We start from the raw sequence: 13,122 nt of genomic DNA, 5'->3' as shown, positions 1-13,122 counted from the left end.
AGTTGTTCGTTTTTTATGCTGCTGCTGTAAATGCTGTAAAACATTTGGATAAAACATCATCATTATAAGATATCTTCACTTTCCATCGTTGGAGTTATTGCTACGTTGGCTGTTTGTTCTGCGCGCCAGTGCTGTAAACGTTCGGATAAAACATCATCGTAAACCGCAAGGACTGCTGCAGATAAAAGAGCAGCATTAATTGCTCCTGCTTTGCCGATTGCTAAAGTGCCAACCGGTACGCCTGCCGGCATTTGTACAATCGAAAGCAAAGAATCTTGACCCGATAAAGCTTGAGAGTGAATCGGAACGCCAAAAACAGGTAAAGGTGTAAGAGAGGCCAACATACCAGGAAGATGCGCTGCTCCTCCAGCGCCAGCAATCAAAACTTTAAAACCAGAAGCTTTTGCGTCTTTTGCAAATTGGTAAAGCCGTTCAGGTGTGCGATGCGCCGAAATGATCTGTGTGAGATGAGAAATGCCAAGGTGAGTTAAAATATCTGAGCTATGGCGCATGGTATGCCAATCAGATTGGCTGCCCATTAAAAGTGCTACGTCATACAATTTTTCAGCCATTTAATCTCCTTTTTCATTTTGCAAGAGGCTTAGTTCTCTAGCAATGGGCACTTTGTGTATTCTCAAAGGGCGATTCAATCACTTTTAAAAGTTTTATCGCTTTTTTGCAAAGTTAATTAATAGATTTTTATTCTCTTTAAGAAGAGAAAATAAATTTTTAAGTTCAATTTTTAAGAAAAAAAAGATAAAGAAAGAAGACTATCAATAAAAAACCATAGAATAATGGTCTTATTAAGAAGAAAAGTGAAGAACAGAAATCACAGTTAAAGCACAGTTATTATCTCAGGACTGGCTTTTGTTTCGTCATGAAAAGTGATCATATGAAATTAAGTGAAAATGAGGAGAAGAAAAAATAAAAATACTCTCACTAACAGTGTATAAAGAAAATTTCTTTTTCTCTCTTAAATCCCTGTTCACAAAATCAAAAAAATAAGATATGGAAAAAGAACGATAACTTATTATATAAAATCAACGACATACGCTAAAAAGGAAATCAATCTTTATGTCTAAAGAAGAAGTGCTGGAGTTTTCTGGAATTGTTACAGAACTTTTACCAAATGCAATGTTTCGCGTAAAATTAGAAAATGATCATGAAATTATTGCTCATACCGCTGGAAGAATGCGCAAAAATCGTATTCGTGTCTTGGTCGGTGATAAAATTATGGTGGAAATGACCCCTTATGATTTATCAAAAGGACGAATTACATATCGTTATAAATAATCATTAAAAGGAAAATTCTGTCTCAAAAATCAATCAATATTCCTCACGTTAGCCAACTTTGCTGCACAATGAAATTCTGTAAAAAATTTAAGTTAAGAAATGTGAAATTCTTTAAGTGATCAAGTGATGAGGCACAAAAGAAAAAATATAGAGGTGCGAAAAATAAAAAATTTACATAAAGCGGGGATGTTGGGACAAAAGTGCATGCGCTCAAGATTGGTGAAAGGGGTTCTATCATGGATATCAATTTGGTTCTTGCTTCTGCTTCTCCGCGCCGTTTAATGCTTCTCGCACAAATAGGAATTGATCCGGAATTTGTTTATGCAACCAATATTGATGAAACGCCAAAATCAAGAGAGCATCCGGCAAATTTGGCAAAGCGTTTAGCAAAAACAAAAGCCCTCGCAGCACAGGAAAATTGGTTAAGAGATCAGAAAAATAATCCCAAAAAATATTTAATTTTAGCCGCAGATACAGTGGTGGCAGTGGGGCGTGTCATTTTTCCTAAAGCAGAGGGAGAAGAGGAAGCATACGAATGTTTGCGTTTCCTTTCAGGGAGAGCCCATAAGGTATATAGTGCTGTGTGCCTCTTGAATGAACACGGAAAAATAAAGAGCAAATTGGTTGAAAGTTCTGTGCGGTTTAAACGGTTAACTAAAATAATGATGGAGGCCTATATGGCTTCTGGAGAATGGGAAGGAAAAGCCGGGGGATACGCCATTCAAGGAAAAGCAGGGGCTTTTGTGACAAATATAACGGGCTCTTACTCCAATGTCGTGGGACTCCCTTTAGCTGAAACAATGGATCTCTTAATGGCTTATCAGTATCCATTGCTTAATCATTGGAGCAAAAATTGTTGTGGATAAGACAAAACGGGCGAAAATTTAATGGGTAAAGGCAAAAGAAAACAAAAATTTGCAGAAAAAAAGGCGCCTTGAAAAACAATGAAACAGCGAAAAAAAGACGGAAAAAAAGCAGAAATATATCAGCTGTCATTACAAAAAAATAATCTGCGTCCATCACGCCCTTGTCCAGAATGTGGAAAAATGTCTCAGCAGGATTCTTATCCTTTTTGTTCAGCACGGTGTCGTGCAATCGATCTAAACCGTTGGCTTTCTGGAGCGTATATTTTGCCTCCCCCACCTCAAAAAACCGATGAGGAAGAGTGAACGAAAATGAGAATATTTCAAAAGGGAAAATGATCACCCTTATGCTACCCTTGTGCTCCCACTATATTTGTGGCTAAAATTAAAGGCTTTTAGAATTTTTAACGGATCGCTTTACTCCTATCAGAGCATGAATGCTTTATATAAGCGCTATGTGCGTTAATTTTCTCAAAAATATAAGTCAGTGTTCTGTTTGTTCTTTTATTTTCTTCCTTTATCCGTACCAAAACAACAACGGGACGAACGCGCTTGATATCAGGCTAAGAGTATCGGGTAAAAACGTTTAAAGTATTACATAATGCGCTTTTTTATGCTTGTTATATCCAGCTTGGATGTCGGTGAAACGAGTCTTATGCTTGCGATATATTCAGAATAAAACAGAAAGAGAGAAAAGGAGATATTCCAGTATAATTTTTTCTTTAATCTAGTGTTATGGTGCTCTTGAAAAATAATTGTAAGGGCATGCATGAGGAAGGCTCTGTGGGAAGGAATATGGGGGGATGTTGAGAGGAGCTATGGGAGAGGAACCATGAAGGGGAAAAGGATTTTCTTTTCAGAAGAGATTTTGTTTTCCTCTTGCTATAGCAAGAGGATGTTCCCATATTTCTTTATTATTAAAATAAATTATTGTTTATGGGTGCGTAGAAGATCGTTAAGGCGCTTGAAAAGAAGTGCTCAGCGGTAAAGTGTAAGCTCGTAAAGACGAAGAGTCTGTAACGGCAAAGAGAAAGAAAAAAAATGAATTTGGAAAAATATAGCGAACGGCTTCAAGGTTTTTTACAAGCAGCGCAAAGCAGTGCTCTTTCTTCTGATCATCAACAGTTTATGCCTGAACATTTCTTGAAAGTGCTTTTAGAAGATAGTCAAGGGTTGGCAGTTTCTTTGATCCAAAAGGCAGGAGGCAATTTGCCAGCTATTCAAAAAGAGCTCAAAGAAGCTCTCGATGCTTTGCCAAAAGTACAAGGCGGAAATGGACAGCTTTATATGTCTCAGCCTTTAGCAAAAGTTTTTACAAAAGCAGAAGAAATCGCCCAAAAAGAAGGTGATCAATTTGTAACAGTAGAACGCGCTCTACAAGCTTTGCTCCTCGAAAAAAATGCAAAAACAGCCGATATTTTGACAACAGGAGGAGTAACAGCTCAGGCTCTTGATCAGGCCATCAAGACAATGCGAAAAGGAAAGGTGGCAACAAGTCGTCATGCTGAAAGCCAATATGAAGCGTTGGAAAAATATGCACGTGATTTGACAAAAGAAGCACGAGAGGGAAAACTCGATCCTGTGATTGGACGAGAAGAAGAAATTAGAAGAACTGTTCAAGTTTTATCGCGACGGACCAAAAATAATCCCGTGTTAATAGGAGAACCAGGAGTTGGAAAGACCGCTATTGTTGAAGGATTAGCTCTCCGCATTGTCAATGGTGATGTTCCCGAAACATTGCGGGATAAACAACTCTATGCTCTCGATATGGGAGCGCTTATCGCCGGGGCAAAATATCGAGGCGAGTTTGAAGAACGTTTGAAAGCTGTGCTCACAGACATTCAAGCCGAAAATGGACAAATTATTCTTTTCATCGATGAATTGCATAATCTCGTAGGAGCTGGAAAATCAGATGGGCCTATGGATGCTTCCAATTTGCTCAAACCCGCTCTTGCCCGCGGTGAGCTCCATTGCGTAGGAGCAACAACGCTCGATGAATATCGAAAATATGTCGAAAAAGATGCCGCTTTAGCGCGACGTTTTCAACCCGTCTTTGTGCCTGAGCCAACTGTAGAAGACAGTATCTCTATCTTGCGCGGAATCAAAGAAAAATACGAACAACATCACAAAGTGCGTTTGGCCGATAGTGCTTTGATTGCCGCTGCACGGTTGTCTCATCGCTATATTGCAGATCGTTTTTTGCCCGATAAAGCAATCGATTTGATCGATGAAGCGGCCGCACGTTTGCGAATGCAGGTCGATTCAAAACCAGAAGAACTCGATGCAATCGATCGACGCATCATGCAGTTGAAAATCGAACAGGAAGCTTTAAAAACAGAAGTCGATTCCGCAGCAAAAGAACGCTTGCAAATTGTTCAAGCTGAACTCGAAACATTGGAAAAAAACTCAGCGAAAATGACACAAGCTTGGCAGGCCGAAAAACAAAAATTAGGTTATGCTGCTGATCTGAAAAAACAACTCGAAGAAGCACGAAATGCTTTGGCTATTGCACAGAGAAATGGACAGTTCCAACGCGCTGGTGAACTCGCCTATAGCGTCATTCCTGAACTCGAAAAACAACTCAATGTTGCCGAAAATGATGATCAACAAAATAATCTCGTCGAAGAAATCGTTACGGCCGAACATATTGCACGAATCGTTTCACGATGGACAGGAATCCCCGTCGATCGAATGCTCGAAGGTGAACGAGAAAAATTATTGCGCATGGAAGACGAAATCGGGAAACGAGTAGTAGGTCAGGTTGAAGCTGTCCATGCTATCGCACGCGCTGTACGACGCGCACGCGCCGGATTGCAAGATCCTAATCGTCCTATCGGGTCCTTTATGTTCTTAGGGCCAACAGGTGTTGGAAAAACTGAACTCACAAAAGCACTCGCTGCTTTTCTTTTTCAAGATGCTCAGGCTATGTTGCGGATTGATATGTCCGAATATATGGAAAAACACGCCGGAGCACGTTTGATCGGTGCGCCCCCAGGATATATCGGATATGAAGAGGGAGGTCTCCTTACTGAAGCTGTCAGACGGAGACCCTATCAGGTCATTCTGTTTGACGAAATTGAAAAAGCGCATCCCGATATTTTTAATCTGCTTCTTCAAGTGCTTGATGAAGGACGCTTGACAGATAGTCAAGGACGAACCGTCGATTTTAGAAATACCGTCCTCGTTATGACTTCTAATCTCGGTGCAGAAATTTTGACCGCATTGCCAGAAGGGCAAATAACACATCAAGCAAGAGATGAAGTGATGCAAGTGGTAAAAGCTGCTTTCCGACCAGAATTTCTTAATCGTGTCGATGAGATTATTCTCTTTCAAAGATTACAGCGGAAAGATATCGAAGCAATCGTCGATCTTCAAATCCAACACTTACAAAGTTTACTCAATGAACGCAAAATTACCTTGCAGATTACACCAGAAGCGCGAACATTGCTTGCCCATAAAGGCTATGATCCCCTCTATGGGGCGCGGCCGTTAAAACGAATGATGCAAAGAGAAATTCAAGATCCCCTCGCAGAAAGCATTTTAAAGGGTACAGTTCATGATAACACAACCGTGACAATTACAAAGGAAGGAGAGCAATTGATCTTTTCATCTGAAACAGAAAGCGAAAAATAAACACTTGAAAGGGTAAAATGACAGAGAAATAAAATAAAACTTGACAAGGTGAATCTAAACAGCTATCATAAAGCCATAATCAGAATTCCGTATTTATTTATTTAAGTGTTCTATGTTGGTTGTATGAAATCAGCAGGAGTTTTTGTGCGGGTTTATAATTTTTCTGGCAATTTAAGCTGATTAAGAAATGATATTTGGGGAGATTTTCATCCTGTTCTTTTAAAGAAGATCTTGAAACTCTTGAATGTCATTCATTATTTTCTTTGTAAGATTTCTACGCTTTCTTAAGAATAAAGTGTGGGTGGTGGAGGCTCTTGTTTCATTTTACTCAATACGTTGAGGAACATAGCTATAATTTGAATAGATCGTGCATTTTTGAAAATCTGAGAATCTTTGTTTTTTATTGACCATCCTTTTGGGTCGTTCTCTTTTTTTTCAAACAGAGAGAATTTCCTTATCCTATCAAGGTGGTTTCTTTTCATATGCAAAACTTTAAAGTATACAAACTTTAAAGTTTGTTAAAAAAACATTTTTATCATATGTCATTATCACTTATTTAATGCACGATCTATTCAAATTATAGCTATGTTCCTCAACGTATTGAGTAAAATGAAACAAGAACTTCCACCACTCATACTTTATTCTTAGGAGAGCGTACAAATCTTACAAAGAAAATAATGAATGACATTCAAGAGTTTCAAGATCTTCTTAAAAAAATAGGAGGAAAATCTATCGTTATTCAAAGGCATTCCTTAAGAATGCATTTCTTAAGAAAAAAATACAATCTCTTCATGCACAAGACAAACTTCTTTCTCTTAAGAAAAACCTTCTTCCCATAGAACAGGTCTACTTCTCTAAATAAAGAGCTCTGTTCCATTGGCTCTTCTATCGCATTGAACTTTATGAAAGGCTAAAATTTGCTTAATTACTTTTTTTACTGCCCAGTCTCCGCAGAGCAATACAGCCTCCCACACTGTCCTTGAGGATATTGAGTCATTGGTCGTGTCTGGTGAAAATGTTTTTTTCAACAAATTTTAAAGTTTTGCATACGAAAAGGAAACGCCTTGATTTTAAAAGATAATTCTCTCTGTTTGAAAAAAAGAGGACGACCAAAAAGAACGGTGAATAAAACAACAAAGATTTTCAAAAAAGCCCTTCTTACCGCAGCTGAACAGGCAGGTAATCAGTATGGTCATGATGGATTGGTCTCTTATTTTTGTTATCATGCGATCAATAATCCTGTTCCTTTCTTTTCTTTATTAGCAAAAGTTTTGCCTTTGCACGTGACAGGAGAAGATGAGGGAAAGGCCAAGGTCATTTCGCGTGTTGAGATTGTACCGATGCTCTCCGATGAGACAATGAGTGATAAGCTTTAAAAGGTTTTTCATGGGAATGAGACGTCAAAATATTAGAAAAAGGGTTTTTCGAAACCCTGTAAACCAATATTTTGGCATAATCAGATGCTGTAATCGAAGACAGTATAAATATTAATGGTAGAAAATGAAGAAAGGAACATCATCAACAACAGCAAAAAGGCAATGAAAAAGCAGAAGAGGAATTCAATATTGAATGAAAGACTAAACCAAAAATAACGCAAAAATTACCCAAACCATTCTCTTTTAATAATTTTGGGAGAAGTGAATGCAAATCCTTCTCTTCAGAGATGGTTGTGAGATGCTCTGTGTTTTGATTTTTTGGACATGTGTTAAAAAAGAAGTTTTTATGTCTGGGCAGAGTGAATGCATCAGTAAAAATGAATAAAAGAGCGTAGAGAGTTTTTTGACAGGCCATAAACGAATTCTCTGTTTAGAGAATGGTTTGGGTAATTTTTGCGTTATTTTTGGTTTAGTCTTTCATTCAATATTGAATTCCTCTTCTGCTTTTTCATTGCCTTTTTGCTGTTGTTGTTGATGTTCCTTTCTTCATTTTCTACCATTAATATTTATACTGTCTTCGATTACAGCATCTGATTATGCCAGCACCACTATGGATGTTTCTATTTTATCTTCCTGATTGTGTTGAGCAATGGAATTATCTTCTTTAAGAGTGGTTTTCTTTTCCATGCTGTAGAGGATTTATGGATCGATAGTTATAGAGAGAGGGAGGGGGTCTAGCACTTTTTTCTTGTGTAATTTATCCTTTTTCAAAAGGATTGGACTTCGTTGAGATTGTACCGATGATTTCTAATATCGGTGAATCTAAATGATCCAATAATGTCTTGAATACTCGGGATTTATTTTGACATACTTAACCTTTGTTTACAAAAACAATGATAAATACAAGCCGAAGAAGTTGACAAGAAATAAAGAACGCAGAAAAATGCAAAACAAACAGCTCATAAATGACGATTTAGAGATTACCTAAACCATACTCTATTCCCTGATTTTTAAGGAATATATGTCTTCTTTTCAGCGATTGATGAAGGTGATGTATGTTTTCAGGCCTTTTATGCTTGAATGTATCCATAAGAGCATATAAATGCGAAGAATTTTTTAAGAAATCGTGAGTGATTTATATTTTAGGGTATGGCTTAGGTAATCTCTAAATCGTCATTCATGAGCTGTTTGTTTTGCATTTTTCTGCGTTCTTTATTTCTTATCAGCTTCTTCGGCTTGCATTTATCATTGTTTTTGTAAACAAAGGTTAAGTATGTCAAATAAACCTTGAGTATTCAAGACATTATTGGATCTTAATTCTTTGTGTTAAGGAATGGAATTTTATTCTTAAGGGTAACTATTGTTATGGATTATGTTTTATGATTTTTGGATCAAGAGTCTTATGGACAAGGATTTCGCAGAGAGCAGATATCTATTTTGAAAAGTATACTCTTTGAAGAGGATCATAGAGTGTTCCATAATAAGAGAGAGTTCTGTCGGTTAACAGGGATTTATAGTGCACAATGACAACCGCTCAGATTGCCTTGATTCCAAAACTCATTCCTATTTTTACCGGAAAAGCTGATGTTCGTGCTGCTTGGGGAGGAAGGGGATCAGGAAAAACACGCTCCTTCGCTTTGATGACAGCTGTGATCGGTTATCATCACGGAAAAGCTGGAGAACGAGGTGTTATCCTCTGTGCGAGGCAATTCCAAAATTCATTGGCTGAAAGTTCTCTCGAAGAAATTAAACGTGCTATCGAATCCTATTCCTTTTTAAGCGACTATTATGAAATTGGGGATAAATATATCAGATCAAAAGATGGCTGTATCGTATATGCTTTTGCTGGTCTTGACCGCAATATCGCTAGTGTTAAATCTATGGGACGCATTCTGCTCTGTTGGGTGGATGAGGCAGAACCTGTGACCGATGCCGCTTGGCAAGTCCTGATTCCAACGCTAAGAGAAGAGGGAAAAGAGTGGCATTCCGAATTATGGGTGACATGGAACCCCTGCCGAGAAAATGCTGCCGTTGAAAAACGATTCCGTTTTACCAAAGATCCTAATATCAAAGGCGTTGAAATCAATTGGCGTGATAATCCAAAATTTCCTGCAAAACTTAATCGCGATCGAACAGCTGATTTAGAACAAAGACCTGAACAATATCAACATATTTGGGAAGGGGAGTATCTGCAGGCAATGCAAGGAGCTTATTACCAAAGATTACTGCTTGAAGCGGAGCAGGAAGGGCGTATTACTACAGTGCCACGTGATCCTCTGATTCAGGTTAAAATCTTTTGGGATATCGGTGGAACGGGGGCTAAAGCCGATGCAACGGCTCTGTGGGTGGCTCAATTTGTTGGACGCGAAATTCGTGTTCTCGATTATTATGAAGCACAAGGACAACCCTTATCAGAGCATATCGGATGGATTTGTCACAAAGGCTATGAAAAAGCACTGATGGTTCTGCCCCATGATGGAGCTACAAAAGATCGTGTTTATAATGTCAGTTTTGAAAGTGCACTCCAACAGGCTGGTTTTCGTACCCAAATTATTCCTAATCAAGGTGTCGGTGCTGTCAAAATGCGCATCGAAGCTGTAAGACGATTATTCCCCGCTATATGGTTTAATCGAGAGACAACAATGGCTGGGCGAAAAGCCCTTGCCTGGTATCACGAAAAACGCGATGAACAACGTAATATAGGTTTGGGAGCTGAACACGATTGGGCAAGTCATGGGGCCGATAGCTTTGGACTGTTATGCCTGGCCTATGAACAACCCAGTGCTCAAAAAAAACGAGATGTTTATCGGTCGCGTTTTTCTTCTTCTTCTACAACATCATGGATGGCTTTTTAATGAATATGCAGAATGCTTCTTTTCATTCAATTGAAACCCTCGAACATCAGGCGCTCTTTCAAAAGCTTGTTAAGTGGTATCAAGAGGATATTGTTCATGTCGAGCAATGGCGAAAAAATGCTCAAGAAGATTACGATTTTTACAATGGGCGACAGTGGAATGAACAAGATCTTGCTGTCTTGCGGGAACAAAACAGACCCGTCATGACATTTAATCGTGTTGCGCCTTTGATTAATGCCGTCGTTGGAACCGAACGCAACAATAAACGCCATGTTCAATTTATTCCGCGACAAGAAGGTGCCGCTATTGCTAATCAAATCCTCACTGGAGCGGCAGAATGGTTTCGCGATGAGGCTCATGGTGAATATGAGGACTCCGATGCTTTTCAAGACACCGTTATTTGTGGTATGGGATGGACCGATACGCGGCTCGATTATGAAGAAGATCCTAGAGGGAAACCCGTCATTGCTCGGCTCGATCCTATGAAGATGGTTTGGGATACAAGCGCCGTGAAGCCTAATCTTATTGATGCTCAGCGGATTTGGTATATCGATGAAAAACCACTGGAAGTAGCGCAAGAAATGTTCCCCAATGTGCATTGGAGTGAGCTTAATGCAGATTGGGTGCAACAGCAAACGGGAGGGAGTGCCCATAGCCATGGTGACGATTACCAAAATGAAAGCCTCGATGGTGGTGAGAGCATTCTGCAAAGCCCTAAAATGGTCACACTGGCTGAATGCCGATGGTTTGAACGCGAAGTCATCTATAAGGTCCTTAATCCTCAAACGGGCCGCTTTATTGAGTATTCTGAACAGGATTTTCAACAGATCAAAAAAGAATTTTCACCATTGCCCGCAACAAGAATGACAAAAAAAGTTGTTAAGCGTGCTTTCTTGGGGAAAAAATTGCTCGAGGCACCCGATAGACCATTGGTGCCTTCTAACCAATTGGGATGGGAATGTATTACTGGGACATTCGATAAATTAAGTCGACAATTTTATGGAATCGTTCGTCCAACCAAAGATCCTCAACGTTGGGCTAATAAATATTTTAGTCAAGTTATGCACTTGCTCAACAGTCAATCTAAAGGTGGGGTTATGGCAGAGCGGGATGCTTTCGATGATGATCGACAAGCCGCAGAAAGCTGGGCAAGAGCCGATAGTATTACCTGGCTAAAAAATGGTGCTGTGGCCGCTGGAAGAATACAACCAAAACCCGTTGCGCAGTTTCCAAATGGCTTTTTTCAACTCTTTAATGAAGCAAAAGGAGCTATTTCTCAGGTGACAGGATTGTCTCCTGAATTTGTTGGAACACGCTCAGTCAATCAACCAGGTATACTCGAAGAACAACGTCGGCAATCTTCACTCAATCTTTTGGCTGCCTTCTTTGATGGGTTACGTCGCTATCGACAACGACAAGGGAAAATAATTCTCTATCTTATCCAAAATTATCTCTCTGATGGCCGCTTGATCCGTATTGCTGGAGAAGACAATGCTAAATATGTGCCCCTTACACGGGAAATGGTGACAAGTTTAGAATATGATATTGTAGTAGACGATGCGCCAACAAGCACGAATGAAAAAGAACGGACATTTTCTGTGATTATGCAATTGCTGCCGCTTATGCAACAATTTGCAACACCAGAGATTATGCTTGATTTTCTGCACTATTCACCTTTACCTGCGTCGCTTATCCATAAAATTGCACTTAAAGCACAGCAGAACAGTCAAGTGCTCAATGAGCAACAAGGGCTCCAACAACTCCCAGAAGGAGCAGAAGGTGTACGAGTTGCACAAGTTCTACAGGGTCTTGTGGGGTGATTTTACTGTATGCGTTCTCTGTGTGAGAGAGGGGCGTTTATTCAATATATATATATATATATACGAAGGAAGAATGTTCAGAGTTATGCATCTCTTGCTTGGGGCATAAGGGATTCATCCAAGGGAGGATGAAGAGACTTTGATCTCAGAAGGATCGTTAGAAGGAGCGTTTTTTCAAGAAATGACAGGTGAGTATGAGATTTGAGGATCGAGAAGTCGAGCCTGCTCTGTAGGTTTTTAGGATAATTTTACTGTATGCGTTCTCTGCGTGAGAGAGGGGCGTTTTATTGTTTTAAGCAAAGAAGGAAAGCACAATGAACGAAGAAACTTTAACATTAGAAGAACAGCACATATGGGAAAAGCATTCTTTGCAAAAGACAGATGATAGTGTGGAAGGGGACACTGGGAGAGAAGAAGGAGGCAATGTCCTTGCAGAAGAGGACGATGAAAATGAAACAGTTTCGCTAGCGCAGGAGAGTGGAGGTGATCAAAAGGAACAGTCTCAGAGTGGAGAGCAAATGCAAGCACCACCAGATCCACAAAAAGACTTTATGGGCTATCTTCAATGGCTTGGACAGATCCTGCAAAATAAACAGGAAACATCAGAGATTCAACAGCCTGCTTCGCAGGTGCAGGAGCCTTCAGAAGCAGAGCGGTTGCAGTCTTTTTTTCATCAGTCTGTGGAGACTGTCAAAAAAACACATAGCGATTTTAATCAAGCTGCTGATTTTGTTTATGAAATGCGTGCAAAACAATTGGCTGCTTGTGCTTCTCTTTATCCTGAACTAACAGATCCGAAAGTTATTGACGCTATGATTGGGGATGAATTGAAAAGGATCGTGCAAGATTGTAGAGAAAAGAATAAGAACCCTGCCGAGGTGATTTATACAATCGCACAGACTATTGGCTATACAACACCACAAAATCATAAAGGTGAAACTATACAAGACTGTCAAGGCGAAATTATACAAGGGATGAAGGGAACTGAGGAAACAAAAAACTTACAGGCAAGTGTATGGGGGGAAAAAGATGTGCAGGAAAGGCAAAATTCTGCTCGTACCCTTGCAGCTTATAATGGTTTGAGCCCCAGTGGGCCAATTTCTTTGGATTTTCTCGATAAGATGTCTGAGACGGAATTTAATGTTTGGATCGATAATCCAAAAAATAAAGTCGCTTTTAACCATTTAATGAGTGGGGGAGGGCTTTAAAAAGAGGAACAATACTAAAAAAATAAGACACTAAAAAAGAATTCTTTGTTCTGAGTATCAGAACAGAAAAAAAT

At 39.4% G+C, this 13,122-nt stretch carries 9 protein-coding genes; 8 read left to right on the top strand and 1 reads right to left on the bottom strand.

The genetic code is table 11. The features are described 5' to 3' along the window. Window positions 1-62 precede the first annotated feature (62 nt). Window positions 63-572 (bottom strand): 5-(carboxyamino)imidazole ribonucleotide mutase, encoded by a 510-nt coding sequence (gene purE / locus ACJTDF_RS05765; RefSeq protein WP_407965343.1) that lies wholly within the window; start codon window positions 570-572, stop codon window positions 63-65. A gap of 502 nt (window positions 573-1,074) precedes the next feature. Between purE and infA the strand changes: the two genes are divergently transcribed. The 8 genes from infA to ACJTDF_RS05725 all read left to right on the top strand — a co-directional run bounded on the left by infA (window position 1,075) and on the right by ACJTDF_RS05725 (window position 13,048). Continuing rightward, window positions 1,075-1,293: a translation initiation factor IF-1 gene (gene infA / locus ACJTDF_RS05760; RefSeq protein WP_013545481.1), complete on the top strand. Its 219-nt coding sequence runs from the start codon at window positions 1,075-1,077 to the stop codon at window positions 1,291-1,293. 236 nt (window positions 1,294-1,529) lie between these two features. Next, entirely contained in the window at window positions 1,530-2,159 is a 630-nt protein-coding gene (locus ACJTDF_RS05755) for a Maf family nucleotide pyrophosphatase (RefSeq protein WP_407965342.1), read from the top strand. Between the two features lie 78 nt (window positions 2,160-2,237). Further along, window positions 2,238-2,462, top strand: coding sequence for a DNA gyrase inhibitor YacG (gene yacG / locus ACJTDF_RS05750; protein ID WP_407965341.1), 225 nt, complete (start codon window positions 2,238-2,240; stop codon window positions 2,460-2,462). A 735-nt stretch (window positions 2,463-3,197) separates the two neighbouring features. Beyond that, window positions 3,198-5,789 (top strand): ATP-dependent chaperone ClpB, encoded by a 2,592-nt coding sequence (clpB, locus tag ACJTDF_RS05745; protein ID WP_407965340.1) that lies wholly within the window; start codon window positions 3,198-3,200, stop codon window positions 5,787-5,789. A 1,067-nt stretch (window positions 5,790-6,856) separates the two neighbouring features. Continuing rightward, window positions 6,857-7,165: a hypothetical protein gene (locus tag ACJTDF_RS05740; RefSeq protein ID WP_407966232.1), complete on the top strand. Its 309-nt coding sequence runs from the start codon at window positions 6,857-6,859 to the stop codon at window positions 7,163-7,165. 1,523 nt (window positions 7,166-8,688) lie between these two features. Further along, complete coding sequence (locus tag ACJTDF_RS05735) at window positions 8,689-10,020, top strand: PBSX family phage terminase large subunit (protein ID WP_407965339.1); 1,332 nt, start codon at window positions 8,689-8,691, stop codon at window positions 10,018-10,020. Then, entirely contained in the window at window positions 10,005-11,840 is a 1,836-nt protein-coding gene (locus tag ACJTDF_RS05730) for a portal protein (RefSeq protein WP_407965338.1), read from the top strand. Before ACJTDF_RS05735 ends, ACJTDF_RS05730 begins: the two co-directional genes overlap by 16 nt. A gap of 314 nt (window positions 11,841-12,154) precedes the next feature. Beyond that, a complete protein-coding gene (locus tag ACJTDF_RS05725) occupies window positions 12,155-13,048 on the top strand; it encodes a hypothetical protein (RefSeq protein ID WP_407965337.1) in 894 nt (297 codons plus the stop codon). Window positions 13,049-13,122: the final 74 nt, after the last annotated feature.

This window comes from Bartonella bennetti (genome assembly GCF_045945445.1).
GTDB lineage: Bacteria > Pseudomonadota > Alphaproteobacteria > Rhizobiales > Rhizobiaceae > Bartonella.
This window is presented reverse-complemented; position numbering and strand designations above follow the sequence as displayed.